The 19722-nt window shown below is 63.0% G+C and carries 20 protein-coding genes; 8 read left to right on the top strand and 12 right to left on the bottom strand.

The features are described from left to right. Window positions 1–6: 6 nt before the first annotated feature. Together HMPREF3227_RS01150 and HMPREF3227_RS01145 are read right to left on the bottom strand one after the other, a co-directional pair. The gene (locus HMPREF3227_RS01150) at window positions 7–273 is read right to left on the bottom strand and encodes a hypothetical protein (RefSeq protein WP_066493329.1); all 267 of its coding nucleotides are present in this window, start codon (window positions 271–273) and stop codon (window positions 7–9) included. A 218-nt stretch (window positions 274–491) separates the two neighbouring features. Continuing rightward, complete coding sequence (locus HMPREF3227_RS01145; protein WP_066493331.1) at window positions 492–1151, bottom strand: ACT domain-containing protein; 660 nt, start codon at window positions 1149–1151, stop codon at window positions 492–494. Between the two features lie 184 nt (window positions 1152–1335). On the opposite strand from HMPREF3227_RS01145, the gene gatC reads away from it, so the two are divergent. From gatC to HMPREF3227_RS01125, 3 genes are all read left to right on the top strand, one after another. Further along, the gene (gene gatC, locus HMPREF3227_RS01140; RefSeq protein WP_066493333.1) at window positions 1336–1632 is read left to right on the top strand and encodes an Asp-tRNA(Asn)/Glu-tRNA(Gln) amidotransferase subunit GatC; all 297 of its coding nucleotides are present in this window, start codon (window positions 1336–1338) and stop codon (window positions 1630–1632) included. Then, complete coding sequence (gene gatA, locus HMPREF3227_RS01135; protein ID WP_066493335.1) at window positions 1633–3120, top strand: Asp-tRNA(Asn)/Glu-tRNA(Gln) amidotransferase subunit GatA; 1488 nt, start codon at window positions 1633–1635, stop codon at window positions 3118–3120. 463 nt (window positions 3121–3583) lie between these two features. Next, window positions 3584–4687, top strand: a complete 1104-nt coding sequence (locus HMPREF3227_RS01125; protein ID WP_353935769.1) for a siderophore-interacting protein — start codon at window positions 3584–3586, stop codon at window positions 4685–4687. A 104-nt stretch (window positions 4688–4791) separates the two neighbouring features. Here HMPREF3227_RS01125 and HMPREF3227_RS01120 read toward each other — a convergent pair whose 3' ends face one another. The 7 genes from HMPREF3227_RS01120 to HMPREF3227_RS01090 all read right to left on the bottom strand — a co-directional run bounded on the left by HMPREF3227_RS01120 (window position 4792) and on the right by HMPREF3227_RS01090 (window position 10914). Then, window positions 4792–5505 (bottom strand): hypothetical protein, encoded by a 714-nt coding sequence (locus HMPREF3227_RS01120; RefSeq protein ID WP_066493339.1) that lies wholly within the window; start codon window positions 5503–5505, stop codon window positions 4792–4794. Between the two features lie 11 nt (window positions 5506–5516). Then, on the bottom strand, window positions 5517–6338 hold the full coding sequence (locus HMPREF3227_RS01115) for an ATP-binding cassette domain-containing protein (RefSeq protein ID WP_066493343.1): 822 nt from the start codon (window positions 6336–6338) through the stop codon (window positions 5517–5519). After that, window positions 6335–6694 carry a GntR family transcriptional regulator gene (locus HMPREF3227_RS01110; protein WP_066493347.1) on the bottom strand — a complete coding sequence of 120 codons (360 nt, stop codon included), beginning with the start codon at window positions 6692–6694 and terminating at the stop codon, window positions 6335–6337. The genes HMPREF3227_RS01115 and HMPREF3227_RS01110 overlap by 4 nt, the downstream gene beginning before the upstream one ends. A 118-nt stretch (window positions 6695–6812) precedes the next feature. Beyond that, on the bottom strand, window positions 6813–7829 hold the full coding sequence (locus HMPREF3227_RS01105; RefSeq protein ID WP_066493349.1) for an ABC transporter ATP-binding protein: 1017 nt from the start codon (window positions 7827–7829) through the stop codon (window positions 6813–6815). Between the two features lie 7 nt (window positions 7830–7836). Continuing rightward, window positions 7837–9438 (bottom strand): ABC transporter permease, encoded by a 1602-nt coding sequence (locus tag HMPREF3227_RS01100; protein WP_066493350.1) that lies wholly within the window; start codon window positions 9436–9438, stop codon window positions 7837–7839. A gap of 1 nt (window position 9439) precedes the next feature. Next, the gene (locus HMPREF3227_RS01095; protein WP_066509567.1) at window positions 9440–10477 is read right to left on the bottom strand and encodes an ABC transporter substrate-binding protein; all 1038 of its coding nucleotides are present in this window, start codon (window positions 10475–10477) and stop codon (window positions 9440–9442) included. Window positions 10478–10590: 113 nt separating this feature from the next. Continuing rightward, complete coding sequence (locus tag HMPREF3227_RS01090) at window positions 10591–10914, bottom strand: hypothetical protein (RefSeq protein ID WP_066493352.1); 324 nt, start codon at window positions 10912–10914, stop codon at window positions 10591–10593. Between the two features lie 59 nt (window positions 10915–10973). Here HMPREF3227_RS01090 and HMPREF3227_RS01085 point away from each other — a divergent pair, with 59 nt between their 5' ends. The 3 genes from HMPREF3227_RS01085 to HMPREF3227_RS01075 all read left to right on the top strand — a co-directional run bounded on the left by HMPREF3227_RS01085 (window position 10974) and on the right by HMPREF3227_RS01075 (window position 14547). Continuing rightward, on the top strand, window positions 10974–12374 hold the full coding sequence (locus HMPREF3227_RS01085; protein ID WP_066509566.1) for an MFS transporter: 1401 nt from the start codon (window positions 10974–10976) through the stop codon (window positions 12372–12374). Window positions 12375–12399: 25 nt separating this feature from the next. Continuing rightward, on the top strand, window positions 12400–13431 hold the full coding sequence (locus tag HMPREF3227_RS01080) for a 6-phosphofructokinase (protein ID WP_066493356.1): 1032 nt from the start codon (window positions 12400–12402) through the stop codon (window positions 13429–13431). Window positions 13432–13554: 123 nt separating this feature from the next. Then, window positions 13555–14547, top strand: a complete 993-nt coding sequence (locus tag HMPREF3227_RS01075; protein WP_066493357.1) for a bile acid:sodium symporter family protein — start codon at window positions 13555–13557, stop codon at window positions 14545–14547. Window positions 14548–14550: 3 nt separating this feature from the next. On the opposite strand, the gene HMPREF3227_RS01070 is transcribed toward HMPREF3227_RS01075, so the two are convergent. The 3 genes from HMPREF3227_RS01070 to HMPREF3227_RS13940 are packed head-to-tail and all read right to left on the bottom strand — an operon-like array spanning window position 14551 to window position 16302. Further along, a complete protein-coding gene (locus HMPREF3227_RS01070) occupies window positions 14551–15345 on the bottom strand; it encodes a DUF4261 domain-containing protein (protein ID WP_066493358.1) in 795 nt (264 codons plus the stop codon). A 17-nt stretch (window positions 15346–15362) separates the two neighbouring features. Then, window positions 15363–16088 (bottom strand): hypothetical protein, encoded by a 726-nt coding sequence (locus tag HMPREF3227_RS01065; RefSeq protein WP_066493360.1) that lies wholly within the window; start codon window positions 16086–16088, stop codon window positions 15363–15365. A 10-nt stretch (window positions 16089–16098) separates the two neighbouring features. Beyond that, entirely contained in the window at window positions 16099–16302 is a 204-nt protein-coding gene (locus HMPREF3227_RS13940) for a Wadjet anti-phage system protein JetD domain-containing protein (RefSeq protein WP_082723344.1), read from the bottom strand. 182 nt (window positions 16303–16484) lie between these two features. On the opposite strand from HMPREF3227_RS13940, the gene gatB reads away from it, so the two are divergent. After that, on the top strand, window positions 16485–17990 hold the full coding sequence (gatB, locus tag HMPREF3227_RS01060) for an Asp-tRNA(Asn)/Glu-tRNA(Gln) amidotransferase subunit GatB (RefSeq protein WP_066493365.1): 1506 nt from the start codon (window positions 16485–16487) through the stop codon (window positions 17988–17990). Window positions 17991–18090: 100 nt separating this feature from the next. Then, the gene (locus HMPREF3227_RS01055) at window positions 18091–19143 is read left to right on the top strand and encodes an NAD(P)-dependent alcohol dehydrogenase (protein WP_066493370.1); all 1053 of its coding nucleotides are present in this window, start codon (window positions 18091–18093) and stop codon (window positions 19141–19143) included. Window positions 19144–19722 lie beyond the last annotated feature (579 nt).

Below are 19722 nucleotides of genomic sequence, written 5' to 3'. Positions count from 1 at the left end.
TAGTTTTCATCGCCATATGTTCAAGCCAGGGGGGGGCAGTTCCCGGCGAGCTCGTGCTACGCCTCCCGGGTAGTGCTTCTCCAGCTCGCTTTCGACGTCGCGAAAGATGTGCTCGCACAGTTCGTCGAGTGGGGACTTGAGCGTGATGCCGTGGTGCGTGAGCTCGGAATAGGAGCGCATGTCCGGGCTGTAGACGCGCAGGCTTCCGCCCATGAACGAGGATTCGATAACGACGTTTCCGAAGATGAGGCTAGTGAGCTTCTTTTCCTCCATGCCGTCAGACTAGCGAAAACACGCGGGGAGTCGTCCGTTGCGGGTTGCTTCGCCCGTGCTCGGCGGTACAAGGGCGCGTGCGACGTCCATAGGAGTTCTTCCATTTCTACGGCGGGCCACATGAGGAAGAGCGTCAATGACGAAACGATCGAAGGCGATTGAACTTCGATCGTTTAAGGCATTATCCGATCGTAGCGGTGCGCGCCGCGATCGGATACTTATTTCACAAAAGCACCCAAAATCGTGCCCAAGTGCCCCAAGTGGTCGACCTCGGAGGCCAAGTAGTCGGGTCCGCCTACTCGGCCGATGACCATGACGAGGCCGGTGTTGCCGAGCGGAGTGGCGGCCAGCGCCGAATCGAGAAGGGCCCAGGACTCCGGGATCCAGTCTTCGCGTTCAGGGTGGAGGACGCGGGCGCTGTCCACAGCAATGGAGGAGGGGATGGTGCCATCGTCCTCGGGGGCGGCATCGGAAGCAGCAATGCGATGGATGGGCTCATTGTTGTCGATAACGATGGCCCACGTGGAGGTGAGCGATTGCGGCATGGCGGCGCAGACCTCCTGCATGGCGGCGGTCGTGTCATGCTTCGCGGCGACGCGGGCGAGCAGTGAGATCTGGCCGCGGCGGTCGACGGTGCCGCTGAAGGGGCGGATGGAGTCGATCTCGACGCCGTCGACCTCGTTGGCGGCGGTAAAGAGGACGTCTGCCATGGTGCCGGCGGGCAGCTCCACCACGATGTCATCGGTGACGGAACCCTCGGGGGATGTCTCAACAATATCCACCGACTGGATGTTCGCGCCGGCGATGCCAAATGCCTCGGCGAGCTGGCCGAGGCTGCCGGGTGTGTCGGGAAGGATGACTCGGATGAGGAAGGACATGGCAAACTTTCGATGGATTTGGGCGTTCCGCCCCATGGTACTCGTGTCGTGGATCACTCCACAAGGAATTGGTCCAACCCTATGGGTGAAGGGAGTGAGCGCCCCGTGCCGCCGCATGCTGGACAGTGCAGTAACATGGTTGCCTAGCTACACAGACGTATCTGAATTAAAGGATGGAGTTCGCGTGTCTGAGATTTCGCGTGAAGAGGTCGCGCACTTGGCCAAGCTTTCCCGCTTGGCTTTAAGCGACGAGGAGCTGGAGCAGTTCGCCAGCCAGATCGACAAGATTGTGGACTCGGTCTCGGCCGTGGGCAAGGTCGATGCTGAGGGCGTGGAACCTATGAGCCACCCGCACTCCGTGGACGCGCCCATGCGTGAGGACAAGGTTATTCGCTTGCTCAACGCCGAGCAGGCCCTGGACCAGGCGCCGGCTCGCGAAGACGATCGCTTCGTCGTTCCGCAGATTCTGGGAGGAGAGTAAATGTCGACTTTTATCGCACCTACTGAGGGGATTACCTCCCTTACCGCCGCTGAATTGGCGGAGAAGATTCACTCCCGCGAGCTGACCTCCCGCGAGGTCACTCAGGCCTTCCTCGATCGCATCGCGGAGACCAACGGCGAGCTCAACTCCTTCCTCCACGTCGGCGCTGAGGAAGCACTTGCTGCTGCCGATGCTGTCGATAAGGCCCTCGACGCTGGCGAGGCCCCGGCCTCTGCGCTGGCTGGCGTCCCGCTCGCGCTCAAGGACCTGCTCGTAACGACCGATGCCCCCACGACCGCGGCCTCCAAGATGCTGGAGGGCTGGATGTCCCCGTATGACGCGACGCTCGTGAAGAAGCTGCGCGCCGCTGGCATTCCGATCCTGGGCAAGACGAACCTCGACGAATTCGCCATGGGCTCCTCCAACGAGAACTCTGCCTACGGCCCGGCCCACAACCCGTACGACACGGACCGCACCCCGGGCGGCTCCGGCGGCGGCACCGCGGCGGCCCTGGCTTCCGGCCAGGCCCCGCTGGGCATCGGCACCGACACCGGCGGATCCATCCGCCAGCCGGCCGCGCTCACCAACACCGTGGGTGTGAAGCCGACCTACGGCACCGTCTCGCGCTACGGCCTCATTGCTGCGGCGTCCTCCCTGGACCAGGCCGGCCCGTGTGCCACGACCGTGCTTGATACTGCGCTGCTCCACGAGATCATCGCCGGCCACGACGCTTTCGACGCCACCTCCGTGGATAAGCCGGTTGCCCCGGTTGTCGCCGCCGCCAAGGAAGGCGCCAACGGCGACCTCACCGGCGTCAAGGTGGGCCTTATCAAGCAGTTCGAGCGCGACGGCTGGCAGGACGGCGTCATGGAGGCCTACCACGCCGCCGTGGAGCAGCTGCGTTCCCAGGGTGCTGAGATCGTCGAGGTTGACTGCCCGCACTTCGACGACGCTCTCGCTGCGTACTACCTCATCATGCCGTGTGAGGTCTCTTCGAACCTCGCTCGTTTCGATGGCATGCGTTACGGCCTGCGTGTTGGCGACGACGGCACGCACTCCTCCGAAGAGGTCATGTCCATGTCCCGTGCCGCCGGCTTCGGCCCCGAGGTCAAGCGCCGCATCATGCTGGGTACCTACGCCCTGTCCGTCGGCTACTACGACGCGTACTACCTCCAGGCGCAGCGCGTGCGTACGCTCATCGCCCAGGACTTCGCCAAGGCCTTCGAGGTCGCCGACGTCCTCGTGTCTCCGACCACCCCGACCACGGCCTTCAAGCTGGGCGAGAAGGTCGAAGATCCGATGGCGATGTACAACTTCGATCTGTGCACCCTGCCGCTCAACCTCGCCGGCGTGTGCGGCATGTCCGTGCCGTCCGGTCTGGCTTCGGACACCAACCTGCCGACCGGCCTGCAGATCATGGCGCCGGCGTTCCAGGATGACCGCCTGTACAAGGTGGGTGCCGCGTACGAGGCTGGCCGCAACAAGTAGGCCTTAACGCGCATCAAGCCCCAGTTCACGCTGTGAACTGGGGCTTTCGTCTATGTCCTACTGTGCCGTGTCGTGCTCACGCGCGTACGCATTGAGTGTTCCTTTTACTGGTGGCGTCACTGCGCCCAGTTCTACAAGTCCGGGCACGGCATGCACGTGCCTTTGTTAGGGTAGGGGCCACGTAGACCTTAAGGAGGAGATCGTGTTCCGCGCGGCCCAAATCGTATCCCTCGTGTCGTTTGTCGCTCTTGTGACGTTGTTTGTACTGGCGGCCAAGGGGCTCTTGCAGACGACATCGGCTAGCCCGGTTATCTTGGTGTCCATCGCCGCGGTGCTGGTGGTTTCCACAACGGTTATGGGAGTCTTGGGGCTTCGCGCGCGGAGGGACAACCACCCCCGCGATTAGAAATGCTCATTTGAGTTAGGGTAGCCTTTGCTTCTAGTTGAACCTAGAGGAGGCACCATGAGCGCTGAGCAGCAACCTGCATCCGCACCGATCAACCCGTCGCCTGAGTGGACTGAGGGATTCAAAGCCGGGTATGCCGCCGCCTACGCCGAAGGCTATCGTGAGGGCATGGCGGCGGGCCGCGCCGATCTCTATGCCGCCTCCTACGCGGACCGCAAGCGCGCGAAGCACGATGCTAAGGCGCGCCGCTACCAGGAGAAGGAAGAACGGCGCGCGCAGTTCCTTGCAGCGGGCTCTGTCCAGCAGGAGTCACGGCCCGAACCGCCAAAGAAGAAGGGTCGCACAGCCATCGAGGCGACGATTACGGGCAAGGAGCAGATCTCGCCCGACATGGTGCGCCTCTTTGCGACGGCGCCGGGCATCATTGGGCGTGAGCTCGATAAGACAGACCACTACATCAAGATCCTGTTTGTCCCGGAGGGTGCCGATTACTCCTGGCCCTTCGACCTGGGGCACATCAAGGACACGCAGCCCAAGCACCTGCGCCCCGTAACCCGCACGTACACGCTGCGCACCGTGGACACGACGACGGGCGAAATGTCCATCGACTTCGTACTCCACGGCGACACGGGCTTGGCTGGTCCGTGGGCGCGCGACGTCCAGGTGGGCGAGAGCTTCGCCTTTGCTGGCCCCGGCGGCGGCTGGGCGCCGACGGCCGACTACGACCACTTCGTGCTCGCCGGTGACGAGGCGGCTGCGCCCGCGGTTGCCGCGGCGCTGGAGAAGATTCCGGCGGGCTCGACGGCGGTCGCTTTTATTGAGGTCGAGGCACCGGGCCACGAAATTCCTATGCCGGAGAACCCCGAGTCCGAGGTCCGCTTCGTCTACCGCAACGGAGAGATGCCCGGCACCGCGCTTTCCGATGCCGTCCGTACCTACCAGGTCCCAGATGGCAACATCGGCTGGTTCGTCCACGGCGTGGCTGAGATGATCAAGTCGCTGCGCCGCTACCTCTTTGTTAACCGCGGCGTATCGAAGCGCGACGCGTCGATCTCCGGGTACTGGCGCCTGCGCATGACCGAAGACGAGTGGCAGGCCTCCAAGCGGGACTTTGTCGCCGAGCTGGAAGTCGAAGAGGAAGCCGCCACGCGCGAGCTCTAGCCCACGACGGCAATGTTCCGAAAGCAATAAGCCCTGGTCGCGAAAAATGAGGATTTTTCGTGACCAGGGCTTATTGCTATTGGCATAGTGCCTTTGTGAGGAGGCTAAGGATGAACGTGCCGCGGCAGGCGCCAGACAAGGAGCGCGCCGACAGTGACGGCAATCCCGCCGAAGACGAAAAGTCCCGGGAAGGGGGCCGAAACATACCCGACTGCAGCGTAAATCACCTTACTCGCGAGGAGTGCGAGCCAATAGACGAGGACAAGCAGAGCGAACAGTGCGAGGATTTGCGCTGGCAGGCCGCGAACGCGCAAGCTCGCGAACAAGAGACCAGTCCCGGCCCCCATGTACCCCGCGAGAAGATAGGTGACGATGAAGCCGAGGACGGTGAGGGCGATGAGGCGCCAATCAGGTTGGGCAGCGGCGTAATCGACGTGCCCGTCAGGTAAATAGACCTCTGGTGTGGAATCGAAATAGACCTCGAAGGAGCTGTCGACGGGAACGCCAATTCCTTGCGCGACGTAGTGCGCGGCCGCAGCGATGATGCCGAATACCACTGAGCCGCAAATGATGACACCGTGGGTTGCGCGTTGCCATATCTTCTGTGGCATGTCGAGGCTGCGCAGCGTGCGAAACTGCGTCGCGGTGAGAGTTGCGAATACGCCCCAAAGGAACGCTGACCAGATAATCCAGCCAGCCGGGTTGATAGTGACGGCGTGGTAGTCGCGGGGAATGAAGTAATCGCCAATGGCGAGAACAATGATGAGAATGCCGAAGACGAGGGGTAGCGGTCGCTGGGCGGCAAAAAGAGTGGGCATGATAGGGCTCCTTAGTGCTTGGCGGCGGTGACGATGGAGTCGATGAGCTGCGCGTCGTCGGGGTGTTCTACTGTTACGGTGGCGGGCAGATCGGCTGGGGCATGAGTGGCGCGAACGAGCGCGCGCGTCGTTGGGCCGAGCGTCTGGCGGTCGAGGACTTCGGCGTCTAGTTCCTTAATGGCCGCGTCAACGGCGCTGGTTTCTCCGGTGAGCGAAGGGAATAGCGCGCGTTGCTCATCGAGTTGGACGGGGCCGGTGGCGATGCCGGCCTGAAGGATGACGAGGGCATCGGCAAGCCCGGCGAGGTCCTCGGCGCGATGCGACGAGATGAGGAGCGTCCAGTCCGAGGTCTGCGCAGCATGGTCGATGAGTATCTCACGCAACGTGGAACGAGTCGGGGCGTCGAGGCCGTTGAAGGGCTCATCGAGCAGCGTGATGGGAGTGCGGGCCGCAAGTGCCGTAATCACGGCGAGGATCTGTCGCTGGCCGGTCGAGAGCTTAGAACACCGCGACTTCTCTGCCAGGTCGAAGCGCTCGAGCAGGTTTCGGGCGTAGTCGAGGTCGAGCGCGCCTCGTGCACGCCGGGCGATATCGAGATGGTCGGCCACGGTCCAGCCAGCGAGCGCAATATCGTGCCCGGTCCGAGCGAGGGCGGTCGTCGCGCAGTCGACCGTACCGTCGGACGCCGGTAGATGCCCCGCAATGACCCGCATGAGCGTGGTCTTTCCGGCGCCATTGGGGCCGATGACTCCGTAGAGTCCGGGGGCAAGCTTCAGCGAGTCGGCGCGTAGGAAGTCTTTGACGTGGACGTCGTCGAGCGAAATGGTGTTCACGGCTGGTCTCCTTCGGCACGGATGAGATCGATGAGTTCTGTCTGAGATAGGCCGAGCGCGCGAGCCTCGGCGAGAAGGGGTGCGATGAAGTCCTCGCGCAGTGCTGAACGGCGTTGTTTCTGGACGTGGTCGCGGGCCTCGGGCGTGACGAACATGCCGAGCCCGCGCCGCTTTTCCAGCAGTCCTTCATCGTGGAGCACCGTGAGCGCCTTGGCAGCTGTGGTCGGGTTGACCGAGTGGAACGCGGAGAGCTCGTTGGTGCTCGGGGCGCGATCGCCGGGGCCGAGCTGGCCCGAGATAATCATGTCCCGAATGCCGCCAGCGAGCTGTTGATACAAGGGGCGGGAGTCGCTCATGGAGCCTCCTTTCGTTGTGAGTGTTAGGGAAAGGTGTTTGGGTTAGGGGGTTTACCACCTATGTGGGTAACCTTAGAGAAAAGAAGACCCGCGGTCAAGAGGAACCGCGGGCGTGGGGCTAATACATAAGCGGCGTACTGATGCGAAGCCCCACCGTGTCGCCAACGTCGGGCCGCGTGGTGGTTGAGGCGCGGAAGGTCGTGTCGGCTCCGACCTGGGCAGTGACCGAGAAACGGTTGTATTCGAAGAGCGCCGAGGTCACGATGGCATCGACAGCACCGGGAGTGCCGGGAGCGGTGAGCTCGACGTGGGAAGGCAGGACACCGACGCACGAGATGTCTGCGGAATCGGGCGCGGGCCACGAAAGACCAAACGAAGGACAGATCACCTCGTGTGCGTCGCGGTGGGCGTCGAGGATTGTGGCATCCGCGATGAACGCGGCCACTTGGGGACTCGCGGGGCGGGCGAGAAGTTTCTGCGGTGTGGCAACTTGCTGGATGCGGCCCTTGTCGAGAACCACAATCCGGTCCGCGATGGCCAAGGCCTCGGCGCGATCGTGGGTGACGTGGACCGTGGTGAGACCTTCGCGACGGGTGAGCGAGACGAGTTCGCGGCGCAGAGAATCACGCAGCGGCTCGTCGAGGGCGGAGAGAGCCTCGTCCAAGAGCAGCACGGTGGGATCGGCGACGATGGCGCGGGCGAGTGCGACGCGCTGGCGTTGTCCGCCGGAAAGGCTGACTGGCTTGCGGCGGCCGAAGTCGCCGAGACCGACCAGTTCGAGTGCACGGTGGACGCGGGCGCTGCGGTCTGCATGGCCGACCTTGGCCATTTTCAGCGGGTAGGCCACGTTGTCAGCGACGGACATATGTGGCCATACGGCGTGTTGCTGGAAAACCATCCCCATACAACGACGCTCCGGCGGTGTGTTTGAGATGTCCTTTCCATCGATGGAAATGGTGCCGGAGGTCGGCTCGAGGAAGCCCGCGATGGAACGCAATAGCGTGGTCTTTCCAGAGCCCGACGGGCCGACGAGTGCGATGAACTCATTGGAGTCAACGTCGAGCGAGACGTCGTCGAGGCCTTTGGCGCCATCGCCGAAGTCGACGGTGAGATGGGAAAGCGTGATGGATGACATGAATGTCCTAGTTCTTCAGACGAGGCGGACGGATGGTGAGCGCGAGGCCGACCACGCCGATGAGTGCGAAGAGCAACGAGAGCGCAGACGCTTGGTTGTAATTGCCGGCCTGTTGGAGGTTGAATACCTGCACGCCCAGAGTGGTGGTACCAGGTGAGATGAGCAGAATGGACACTGTGAGCTCGCGTACCGCAGTGATGGCGACGAGGACGGCGCCGGAGATCGCGGCAGGAATCGCCATGGCGCCTGTGGTGGATAAAAGAGCCCTAACTGGTCCAGCACCGGAGATGCGAGCGGCCTCCTCGACGGCAACAGGCGTGTTCTGTAACGGCGCGCGCACCGCTTGTAGCACCAGAGCCGTGAACGCACAGACATAGGCAAGCAGGATGATCCATACGGTGTTGTAGAGCTCGGTGTAGCGCCCGACGATGAGCCAGGCGACGCCGATGATGAGGCCAGGCAGCGCCGTGGGAAGCAGCACGAGCAGCGTCATCGCGGTATTGCCGAACAACCGAGTGCGCGTGACAAGTAGACCAATGAGCCAGCCCAGCACGCCGCAGATGAGCGCGGCGCCGAGTGCGAGCAGAGCGGAGTTGGTGAATCCATCGATGACGCGGGGATTGGACAGCGCCTTGGAGAAGTTGCTGAGCGAGATGGTGTCGAGCGTAAACGGCACGCCTGGGGCCGGGAGCAGAGCTCGGTAGGCGAGTCCGAGGATGGGCCCGAGCGTAACTGCGAGTCCAACCACCCAGCCGACGAGAGTGACGGGCCAACGCGCCGCGCCCAGCCGGAAGCGGTGTGACGTGCCCGTGTCCTGCAGCTTGGACGCCGCCCACATAGCAACGAGGTAATCAGCGATGACCGCCCCCAGACCGAGGAAGAGCAAAACCACGCCGACGGTACAGACCACCTGGAGTGGATTGTCCACGGTTCCGGAGTCCATGAAGCGATAGATCATCGTGGCCAGGGTCTCGAAGCGGGCAGGCGAACCGAGGATGGAGGGGATGCCGAAGTCAGCGAGGTTGGCAACGGCAGTGAGCGTGAATGCTGAGAGCAACGCGGGACGTAGCAGTGGCAATGTGATGGTGCGTAGCACGGTCCACGTCGAAGCGCCTGCGACGCGCGCGGCCTGCTCAAGATCGGCGGGAATGGAACGCAGACCCGCGGAGACAATGACATAGACCGTGGGATAGGAATGAACCATGAGCAGGAAGGTCACGCCGTCCGCGCCATAGATATTCCACACATCATGGTCGAAGATCTTGTTGAAGCCCTGTGCCGGCCCGAAGAGCTGCATCCACGCAATCGCGCCAATAAACGGCGGAACAAGCAATGGGGAAAGCAAGAACAGGCGGAGAACACTGGAACCCGCCGCATCAGTACGGTCAAGAAGAATAGCGATGATGGTGCCTATAACCACGGCCCCGACAGCGGAAAGCACTGTTGAAAACAGTGAGTTCCAGGCGGCTTGACCAAGCCCTTGATCAAACAGCAGCGGGATCTGGTTGCCGCCCATCGCAAGGGATACGACAAACGCGAGAGGTGTGGCGAAAAGCCCGAGGACTATCAGCCACACCCCGCCCCGCAACAGCGATACGGAAGAGCGCACGTTACTTCACAGCATTCTGGAAGAGCTCAACCGCGGCATCCTTATCGCCGGTGATGGTCTTCAGATCCTGATCCATGAGCTTGATGTCCTTGAGCTCCGGGGTACCCTCCGGGGTGCCAACGTCTTGGCGCACCGGCAGGTAGGACTGCTCGACGGCGAGCTTCTGGCCCTCTTCGCTCAGCAGGAAGTTGATGTAGGTCTGGGCGGCTTCCTTGGCTTCAGAGTCTGCGAAAACGCCAGCGGGCTCCGTGATATAGGGAACGCCTTCGGTGGGGTAGACGGTTTCCACCGGAGAGCCGTCGGCAGCGAGGTTACGGATGAGGTAATCCACGACCACACCAGCCGGGCGCGCGCCGGAAGCGATTTCCTGGGAAGCCGGGCCGTTGGACTCGGCAATCATCGGAGCGTTCGCGCCCAGCTTGGTGATCCATTCCTCGCCCAGTGCCGGGTCGTTCTTCCATACCGAAGTATTGAAGGCTGCCGCGCCGGAGACGGCTGGGTTCGGCATGACGAGCTTGTCCTTGTACTTCGGATCTGTGAGATCTGCCCAGGACTTGGGTGCGTCTGCTTCGTCGATGACATCAGTGTTGTACGCGATAACCGTGGGGATAATGCGTGTGCCCACGTAGAGGTTCTTCGAATCCTTGGCTTGGTCAATAACTGGCTCAGCATCGACGTCGGTGAGTTCCGCGAGATCGCCGGCTTCGGCATACTTTTCGAACGTGGCGGCATCGGCAGCCCAGAAGACATCCGCGCCGATGTCGCCGGATTCCTTCTCCGTGGCGATGCGCGCGTTAAGGTCGCCCGTACCCGCGCGGTAGACTTCCACCTCGATGTCGGGATTGGCTTCCATGAACGCCGCGTTGATTTCGTCGACCTTTTCTTCCGGCTCTGATGTGTAGACAGTGATGGTTGTCTTCTCACCACTTGCTGCAGAGTTATCCGATACCCCTTTTTCGGACGCAGGTTCTGCGCAGGAAGCTAACAAGGTGACGGCTGAGAAGGCCGCACAGGCAGTCAGGAAGCGAGGCATAGACATGAAAATCCTCCACGGAGAGTGATAGTCGAGATTAATGACTCAAAGATCAAACCCCGTGAAGGTGAACAGTGGCTCGCGACCGTATGAATTATGGATGAATTCGTGTTACCTAGCTAGCGAATGTCGGACAGGGAGTACGCAGCGCCAGCGGCAGCACCGGTGACGGCGAGGACAGCTGGCCACGCACCGATCTTCTTAGCCAGCGGGTGTGAGGCGCCGAAGGCACCAAGATAGATGGCGGACAGCGCCGTGGTGGTGATTGGATCGGTCTTGGCGAGCCAGCTGCGGCCGGCCCAGAGACCAGCGGCGCCGAGGACAACGCCGCCGAGCGGGCGGATGCCGGTTTCGCGTGCGGTGAGCCAACCGCCGATGAGGCCGAAGGCGACGGTGGTGGCGGTGGAGACGGTCTGCGGTTTCTTAATGTCGATGGATCCCATGGCACACAGTGTAGGCGCGGCCGCGACCACTTGGGGCGGCTTCGCTAGACTCGCGGGCTATGACCGTGCCCACATTTGCCTCTCACTCTGAAGTCCCACCGGAACGCGACGCGTGGCGTGCGATGTTCGCGCTTTCGCTGGGATTCTTCGTCTCGCTGCTCGACCAGTCGATGATTGCGGTCGCCCTGCCGGGCATCCAGCACGGATTTGAGGCAACGGTGGGTCAGGTGATGTGGGTGAGTTCCATCTATCTACTCGCCGTCGTGACCCCGCTGCTCTTTACCGGGCGCTTGGGCGATATCTATGGACAAAAGAAGATGTTCCAGTTCGGTATTGCCCTGTTTGGCGTCGGTGCGCTGGCCTGCGCGTTGGCGCCTAATATCGGGTTTCTCATCGCGGCGCGAGGGCTGCAGGGACTCGGTGCTTCATTGCAGATGCCGCAGACGATGGCCGTTATCAACCGCATCTTTGCGCGCGAGCGCCGCGGGCATGCGCTTGGCGCGTGGGGGATCATCGGCTCCGTCGCGTCGCTCGCGGGCCCGCTGCTTGGTGGTTTCGTTGTGGGCGCTTTTGGCTGGCAGGCGGTGTTCTGGGTGCACGTCCCGTTTGTCATTGCGGCCATCGTGCTTTCGCAGCGCTGGGTCCCAGTGCTGGCGACCACGGCGCGCCGGGTGGACTACGCGTCCGTCGCGGTCTCGTTCGTGGCGCTTGCGGCACTCGTCTACGGCATCCAGGAAGGCCCGGGGACCGGCTGGGCTGGCTGGGTCTGGGGCCTGATGGCCGTGGGCATCGGCGGGCTTGTGGCATTCGTGTGGCTGCAGTCGACGGCGGGGAAGCGCGGTACCGAGGCGCTCGTGCCTCTGCCGCTGTTTAAGGACCGTAATTATTCGGCCGGGTCTTTGGCGATTGTGGCCATGGGATTCATGGCGGCGTCGATGATGCTGCCGGTGATGATGTGGCTTCAGGAGGTCAAGGGCTTGGGCGCTGGCATGGCGGGCATGATTGTCGCGCCGATGGCGATTATCTCGCTGGCCGTCTCGCCGATCGCGGGCGCACTGGCTGACAAGGTGGATCCGCGGCGTCTCGCCACGACCGGTTTCGTAGTGCTGATCGGAACGCTCATTGGGATTTGTGTGTTGATGCGCTCTGACGCTGGGGCATGGTGGCTGTGCGTGCCCATGGCGCTGTTGGGCGTCGGGCAGTCCTTTATCTGGGGCTCGAATGCCGCGACGACGATGCGCGATACTCCGGCGCCGCTCATGGGCGCGGCCTCGGGTGTCTACAACACCTCGCGGCAGGTGGGCTCCGTGATTGGCGTGTCAGCGGTGTCCGCGGTCGTGCAGTCGGTGGAGGGCTCTGGCGGCATGGCGAACTCGCTGTTCGTCATTGTCGCGGCGCTGGTTGTGGGACTTATCGCATCCTTGTTCTTCAGAGACACGTTGGCAGCTGCTGCACGATAGGCGCCAGCGCGGTAAGTTGGAATCTATGCGCCTTGCAGTACTTACCTCCGGTGGCGATTGCCCCGGTCTCAATGCCGTTATTCGCGCCGTCGTGCGCACCGCCTCCAACGAGTTCGGCGACACCGTCGTCGGCTACGAGGACGGTTGGGTTGGTCTCATGGAAGACCACCGCCGTGACCTCTATGATGATGCGGAAATCGACCGTATCCTCCTGCGCGGCGGTACCATCCTCGGTACCGGCCGCCTGCACCCGGATAAGTTTAAGGCGGGCATCGACCAGATAAAGGCCAACATGGCTGACGCTGAGGTAGACGCGCTCATTGCCATCGGCGGTGAAGGCACGCTCAAGGGCGCGAAGTTCCTTTCTGACAATGGCATCCCGGTCATCGGTGTTCCGAAGACCATTGACAACGACGTCAACGCCACCGACTACACCTTCGGTTTCGATACCGCGGTTTCCGTTGCGACGGACGCCATCGACCGTCTGCACACCACGGCAGAGTCCCACAATCGTATCCTCATCGTCGAGGTTATGGGCCGCCACGTGGGCTGGATTGCGCTGCATGCCGGCATGGCCGGTGGCGCGCACTACACCGTGATTCCTGAGGAGCCGTTCGATATCGCGGATATTACGAAGGCGATGGAACGCCGCTTCCAGATGGGTGAGAAGTACGGCATCATCTGTGTGGCCGAGGGCGCTCTGCCCAAGGAAGGCACGATGGAGTTCCAGGAAGGCGGCGTTGACCAGTTCGGCCACCAGACCTTCAACGGCATTGGCCAGGTCATTGCCAGCGAGATTCACAAGCGTACGGGTTATGACGTGCGTACCACGGTGCTTGGCCACATCCAGCGCGGTGGTACCCCGACTGCGTACGACCGCGTTTTGGCGACGCGCTATGGCGTTCACGCTGCGCGCGCCGCACACCGCGGCGAGTCTGGTATGTGTGTTGCGCTCCACGGTGAGAACATCGACCTCGTTCCGCTCGAAGACGCAGTGGGCAAGCTGAAGATCGTGCCGAATGGCCGCTATGCCACGGCGCGTGCGCTTTTCGGATAAACATTTCACAGCTTCGTCGAAGGCCGCTTGAGGATTTTCTCAGGCGGCCTTGTGCATGTCTGCTTGGTCATGTTCCAAAATGTGAGATTGATTTCTCAACCTATGGGCGCTAGTGTTCATTCCATGAGCACGCAGAGTGATTCCCGACAGGTCGCCGCGGCCACTCCGGCGACGCAGACGACGGCAGCGCAGGACCGTGCCGCGCTTATTGCCGCGCTCGGTTTCCCGGTGCTCGTGATTATTGGCGGCATCGTGGGCTACCTCGCGCCCGATACTGCGCATTCGTTCGCGTCGTGGGTCACGTCATTGCTGGGCGTCATCATGTTTGGCATGGGTCTTACGCTGCGTCCCGTCGACTTCGTAGTGGTGGCCAAGCGTCCGCTGCCGGTGCTCATCGGCGTCGTCGCACAGTTCGTCATCATGCCGCTGGTCGCTGTGGTCGTCGTCAAAGTTCTGAACCTGCCGGCGGGTATCGCGGCGGGCGTCATCCTCGTGGGCTGTGCGCCTGGCGGTACGAGCTCCAACGTCGTGTCCTACCTAGCCCGTGGCGATGTTGCGCTGTCGGTGACGATGACATCCATCTCGACGCTGCTCGCGCCGGTGTTGACGCCGCTGCTCACGCTGTGGCTGGCGGGGGAGTACATGCCGGTGAGCGCGGGCTCGATGGCCATGTCCATCGTCAAAGTCGTGCTGGTGCCGGTCGTCGGCGGTCTGCTCGTGCGCATGCTCGTCCCGAAGATCGTGGAGAAGATCCAGGCAGCGTTGCCGTGGATCTCCGTGGCGGCGATCGCAGCTATCGTGTGCATCGTGGTGGGCGGCGCGCACGACAATATCGCGACTGCGGGTGCGCTGGTTCTCGCGGCCGTCATCCTGCACAACGGCTTTGGTTACCTGCTGGGCTACCTCACGGGTAAGTTCACCGGCCAGCCGGTGGCGGCGCGCCGCACGATGGCCGTCGAGGTAGGCATGCAAAACTCCGGTCTGGCGACCTCGCTGGCGAGCGCCTACATGAATCCGCTGGCGGCGCTGCCGGGGGCGGTGTTCTCCGTGTGGCACAACCTGTCTGGCGCACTGTTGGCGGCAGGCTGCCGCTGGTCGGACGCGCGCAAGGCCTAGGCCCTAGGTCAGGTGGACCTCGACGGTAGGGATGTCGGAGGAGACGAAGTTCGTGGCCTCGGTGATGCTGATAGGCGGCTGGCCCTCGCCGAAGGAAAGTGTGTCGCCGGGCTTGAGTAGCGGGCCGCGGGCGGCGTAGTCGATGAGGTTGGCCATGCGGTAGTAGAGGTCCGTCGGGTCGCCGGTAAAGCCTTGAATCTGGATTTCCGGGTGGCCGAGGGCCGGCATGCCCACGGTGCCCGCGTTGATGGTGCGGCCCTCGCCGGGCGTGATCCATGCCGTGGCGAGATAGTGTGGGGCTTCGTCGCGCGCGACGGCCTCGGCATAGATATCGGGCTGGGCGATGACGCGGCCCAGATCGTTGCGTACGCCCACGACGCCGGGCAGCGTGCAGAGCGCCGCGGTGGCCTCGGCGAGGATGCGCAGCTGGGCGAAGACACCCTCGCGCGACTCGTTGTCTGTGCCAGGAAGCGCGGGCTCGACCTGGGCGATGCTTACGATGGAGCGTACCTTCGTCGGATCAAAGCTTCCCGTGAGAATGGGGTGCGCGATGGGAGCCGACTCGCCCACCATCGTGCCGGCAGTCTGCGCGAAGGCGATGGTGGCCACGTTGTTGATGGCCACGGAGAAGGCCCCGTCATCCTTGGGCGCCGGGGTGAAGGAACCGAGGCGCGGACCAAAGTAGTTGGAGAGCGCGGTGCGGATCTTCATCATGACGTCGGCCTCGCTGTCGAGGAGGACGAGCGTAAAGCGTTGACGGGCGAGGTGGGCGCGGTTGACGGCAAAGGGAGTAGGCACGGCGGATTCCTTCGAAGCTAGACGGCGGGCAGAGTAAGAGCAGGGACGTCCTTGCCCACGACCCACGTGGACTCGACGAGCGTGCGGGGCTGTTCGCCCTCGGCCAGAAGCACTGTGGCGCCGGCGGTTGGGGGATTGGGGGACAGGGCGGCATCGGCAAGCTGGGTGAGGCCTTGGAAGAGCTCCATGGGGCCGGTGCTGCCGGGCGCGACCTGGAGCTCCGGCAGGCCGTAGCGGTGCAGGCCCATGGTGTAAGCGCCGTAGCGACCGTCTTCCTCGTAGAGCCAGACCGGGGCGAGTGCGTAGGACAGTGGGCCCTCGTCAACGGCTGCTCGGAAGACGTCGGCGTCGACTGTGGCGGCCGCGCCCGTGTTGTGAATGGCGAGGGCGTCGGGAACGAGCGCGGCGGTGAGGCGCGCGTGGGTAAGGGCGAACTCGACGGGGCTGACCAGGAGGTTCTCTGTGGCGTAGGTGATGACGACGACCATGCCGGTGGCGTCTTTAAGGTGCGGGGCGCTGGCGCGTGCCAGCAACGGGTGGCCGGTCTGCGCGTCAGGGAGGACGGACTCCGTGCGCCGGATAAGGACGAGGTAGTCGTTCTCCACGAGGGCGAAGAGGCCGGTGCCTTCCTCGACCTCCGCGGGAAGCTCGAGAAGCTGGGCGTCGAGAGCGTTCAGCCTTTCACCGAGCTGGTCGAGGGTGGGCAGTGTGGGGTAGAGACCCAAAGCGAGGCGCGGTTCCATGGCGCCCAGATTATGCGAAGAGCGCCTGTAGTGCAGCCGTCGCGTGGTCAAAGGTAATTCTTTCCTGCTCAATGCGGAGACACCCGGTGGAGGAATGCTCGGTGAGCCAGTCGAGGCAGTGGTGCTCGGCGGGCGTGAGGTGGGTGAGGGCGGAGGTGGAGGGGCGGGGCTCCTCGACGGCGAGCGCTAGATGTCCTAGGCAGAGGAGTCGAATTTGAGACGAGTCAGGGTGTGCACATTCGCCGTCGCGGCAATGTTTCCTGTGCTTAGCGTCATGAAGATGAGACTATCGGAGGGAGCCGACATGAGGCAGCGGAATAAGCAGAGAAGTGGACCTGTGTTCGAAGTTCGATCCGCATGGCGCCTCGCGTCGGGCGACGTATTAAGATAGCCCCCATGACTGCTGCGATGTATGACCTGATGGACTACGACGAGGTCCTCGAAAAGTTTGAACCGGTGATGGGCATGGAGGTCCACGTCGAGCTCAACACGAATACGAAGATGTTCTCTACCTCCGCCACGAACTTCAACGCGGCCCCGAACTCCAACGTGGACCCGGTCTGTCTGGGTCTGCCGGGCGCGTTGCCGGTTGTCAACCACGATGGCGTCGAGGGAGCCATGAAGATTGGCCTGGCGCTCAACTGCAAGATTGCAGAGTCCTCCCGCTTCGCGCGCAAGAACTACTTTTACCCGGACCAGCCGAAAAACTACCAGATCTCCCAGTACGATGAGCCGATTGCGTACGACGGCTACCTCGACGTCGTTCTTGAGGACGGCACCGAGTGGCGCGTGGAAATCGAGCGCGCCCACATGGAGGAAGACACCTCCAAGCTCACCCACATCGGTGGCGCGGACGGCCGCATCTCCGGCGCAACCTCCTCGCTCGTGGACTGCAACCGTGCAGGCATCCCGCTTATTGAGATCGTGACCAAGCCGATCATCGGCGCGGGCGAACGTGCCCCCGAGGTCGCCAAGGCCTACGTCGGCGCCCTGCGCGAGCTCGTCGCGGCCCTCGGCGTCTCCGATGCCCGCATGGACCAGGGTTCCATGCGTGTCGACTCCAACCTCTCCCTGCGCCCTATCGGCCAGGAGGAGTTCGGTACTCGTACCGAGACCAAGAACATCAACTCGCTGCGCTCCGTCGAGCAGGCCGTGCGCTTCGAGATGCAGCGTCAGGCGCAGGTCCTCGAAGACGGCGGCACCATCGACCAGGAGACCCGCCACTACCAGGAGGTCGACGGCACGACCTCCAAGGGCCGTCCGAAGGAGACGGCGGAGGATTACCGCTACTTCAATGACCCGGATCTCCCGCCGGTGAAGGTCTCCCGCGAGTGGGTCGAGGAAGTCCGCAAGACCCTTCCGGAGATGCCGTGGATCCGCCGCGCCCGCATCCAGGAAGAGTGGGGCCTCAAGGACGAGGAGATGCGCGACCTCGTTAACGCCGGTGCACTTGACCTCATCATCGCCACCACCGAGTCTGGCGCGAAGCCGGACGAGGCCCGTTCCTGGTGGGTCTCTTACCTCTCCGGTAAGGCTAATGAGGCCGGCACGGAGCTCGCCGCCCTGGACATCACCCCGGCCCAGGTTGCCCGCGTCATCGCTCTTGTGAACGAGGGCAAGCTCACCAATAAGCTGGCCCGTCAGGCCGTCGACGGCGTCCTGGCCGGCGAGGGCGACGTCGACGAGGTTGTCGCAGCTCGCGGCCTTGAGGTCGTCCGCGACGACGGTGCCATCGAGGCCGCTGTCGACGAGGCACTTGCCGCCAACCCGGACATCGTCGAGAAGTACAAGGCTGGCAACAAGAAGGTCACCGGCGCCATCGTCGGTGCCGTCATGAAAGCCACGCGCGGCAAGGCTGACCCGGCTCAGGTCAACCAGCTCATCGCGAAGAAGCTGGCTTAAAGCGTAGAGCTTTCCCGTGCCACCGCTGCGGCGGTGGCATTTTTATTGGGAACACTTTCCATTATGCGAGGTCACAGGCTATTTCTGTACCCTCGATTGCATGACAATTTCTACCAAGGTCCTCCAAAAGACCTCTCCTGATGCCCCCTTTAAGGTCGCGACCATCGAGCGTCGCGACCCGCGCGCTGACGATGTCGTCATCGACATCAAGGCTGCGGGCATCTGCCACTCCGATATCCACACCATTCGCAACGAGTGGGGCGAGGCGCACTTCCCGCTTACCGTCGGCCACGAGATCGCCGGCGTCGTCGCGGCCGTCGGCGAGAACGTGACGAAGTTCAAGGTCGGCGACCGCGTCGGCGTGGGCTGCCTCGTCAACTCTTGCGGTGAGTGCGAGCAGTGTCGTAACGGACAGGAGCAGAACTGTCTCAACGGCAACGTGGGCACGTATAACTCGGAGGACGTCGACGGCACGATTACTCAGGGCGGCTACGCCCAGAAGGTCGTCGTCAATGAGAACTTCGTGTGCACCATCCCGGACTCCATCGACTTCGATCACGCCGCACCGCTGCTCTGCGCCGGTATTACGACCTACTCGCCGCTGGCCCGTTGGGACGTCAAGCCTGATCAGAAAGTCGCCATCGTGGGCCTGGGTGGCCTTGGCCACATGGGCGTGCAGATCGCCGCGGCCAAGGGCGCGGACGTCACCGTCATCTCGCGCTCGACTCGCAAGGAAAAGGAAGCCCTGGAGCTCGGTGCCAACCGCCTTCTGGCTTCGGGCGACGATCCGGACTTCTTCAAGAACCACCGTGGCGAGTTCGATCTCATCCTGTCGACCATCTCCGCGCCGTACTCGCTCGACCAGTACCTGGGCCTGCTCAAGCCGCGCGGCATCATGTCCGTCGTGGGCTTGCCGCCGGAGGAGATGGGCATCCACATGAACCGCCTCATCGGCGGCGGCAAGGTGCTCACCGGTAATAACATCGGCGGCATCGCCGAGACCCAGGAAATGCTCGACTTCTGCGGCGAGCACGGCATCGGCGCCGTTATCGAGAAGATCGGCGTGGACGACGTCGACGCCGCCTACGACCGCGTGGTGAAAGGTGACGTGAAGTTCCGCTTCGTCATCGACACCTCCACCTTCGACGCCTAAGAATTCCACGCTCATGCCCGGCTCCGGCCGGGCGTGTTGCGTTTTCACAGCTGCCCGGACGTACCGTGGAGTTGTCGCACCATGTGCTGAAGGATTTCAACAAAGCAGGGGAGTCCGTCCTCGCTGAGATGGCTCTCGCGAAGGAAAAGTCCGATGCCCCGCTCGATAAGGCCCTCGCGGCTTTCGATACCGACTTCGCGAGGAGCGTAAAGGCCGAACGCGCCGCTCGCGTCGAGGGCTTCCGCCAAAGCGTCCGCGACGCTTTCGGTCGCCTCTCAGCCCGCGTCGGCTTAGCTTTGGGTTTATGGCGCCTTGGACGTCGTGAGAAGGCCCGAAGCGCCATAAACCCAAAGCCAAGGAGGCAATGCGCGCCCGGCTGAAAGCTGGCTGTGGGTTCTTATTGTTTCGGCCCGTGCAGCGTGGCCTGAATTGATAGAACCCACAGCCGCGAGTCGCCTCATCCAAGCCAGAGAATCGTGGTCTACCCCACGCTAGTGCATAGATGCAGGAAATCTCACCATTCCACAACCGGCGCGGGGGAGTAGCCGGGGGTATTGTGGATGGCGATTGCCTTCCGCC

This window comes from Corynebacterium sp. CMW7794 (assembly GCF_001563605.1).
GTDB classification, from domain to species: domain Bacteria; phylum Actinomycetota; class Actinomycetes; order Mycobacteriales; family Mycobacteriaceae; genus Corynebacterium; species Corynebacterium phoceense.
Note: the sequence above shows the minus strand (reverse complement) of the source record. Positions and strands in the feature narration are given on the sequence as shown.

Bases quoted from the DNA above. Each gene is read 5' to 3' on its own strand.
- HMPREF3227_RS01065 (WP_066493360.1), bottom strand. From the start codon at position 16,088: ATGGAACCGCGCCTCGCTTTGGGTCTCTACCCCACACTGCCCACCCTC.
- gatB (WP_066493365.1), top strand. From the start codon at position 16,485: ATGACTGCTGCGATGTATGACCTGATGGACTACGACGAGGTCCTCGAA.
- HMPREF3227_RS01120 (WP_066493339.1), bottom strand. From the start codon at position 5,505: ATGCCCACTCTTTTTGCCGCCCAGCGACCGCTACCCCTCGTCTTCGGC.
- HMPREF3227_RS01055 (WP_066493370.1), top strand. From the start codon at position 18,091: ATGACAATTTCTACCAAGGTCCTCCAAAAGACCTCTCCTGATGCCCCC.
- gatA (WP_066493335.1), top strand. From the start codon at position 1,633: ATGTCGACTTTTATCGCACCTACTGAGGGGATTACCTCCCTTACCGCC.
- HMPREF3227_RS01145 (WP_066493331.1), bottom strand. From the start codon at position 1,151: ATGTCCTTCCTCATCCGAGTCATCCTTCCCGACACACCCGGCAGCCTC.
- HMPREF3227_RS01075 (WP_066493357.1), top strand. From the start codon at position 13,555: ATGAGCACGCAGAGTGATTCCCGACAGGTCGCCGCGGCCACTCCGGCG.
- HMPREF3227_RS01090 (WP_066493352.1), bottom strand. From the start codon at position 10,914: ATGGGATCCATCGACATTAAGAAACCGCAGACCGTCTCCACCGCCACC.
- HMPREF3227_RS01085 (WP_066509566.1), top strand. From the start codon at position 10,974: ATGACCGTGCCCACATTTGCCTCTCACTCTGAAGTCCCACCGGAACGC.
- HMPREF3227_RS01105 (WP_066493349.1), bottom strand. From the start codon at position 7,829: ATGTCATCCATCACGCTTTCCCATCTCACCGTCGACTTCGGCGATGGC.
- HMPREF3227_RS01150 (WP_066493329.1), bottom strand. From the start codon at position 273: ATGGAGGAAAAGAAGCTCACTAGCCTCATCTTCGGAAACGTCGTTATC.
- HMPREF3227_RS01095 (WP_066509567.1), bottom strand. From the start codon at position 10,477: ATGTCTATGCCTCGCTTCCTGACTGCCTGTGCGGCCTTCTCAGCCGTC.
- HMPREF3227_RS01110 (WP_066493347.1), bottom strand. From the start codon at position 6,694: ATGAGCGACTCCCGCCCCTTGTATCAACAGCTCGCTGGCGGCATTCGG.
- HMPREF3227_RS01080 (WP_066493356.1), top strand. From the start codon at position 12,400: ATGCGCCTTGCAGTACTTACCTCCGGTGGCGATTGCCCCGGTCTCAAT.
- HMPREF3227_RS01125 (WP_353935769.1), top strand. From the start codon at position 3,584: ATGAGCGCTGAGCAGCAACCTGCATCCGCACCGATCAACCCGTCGCCT.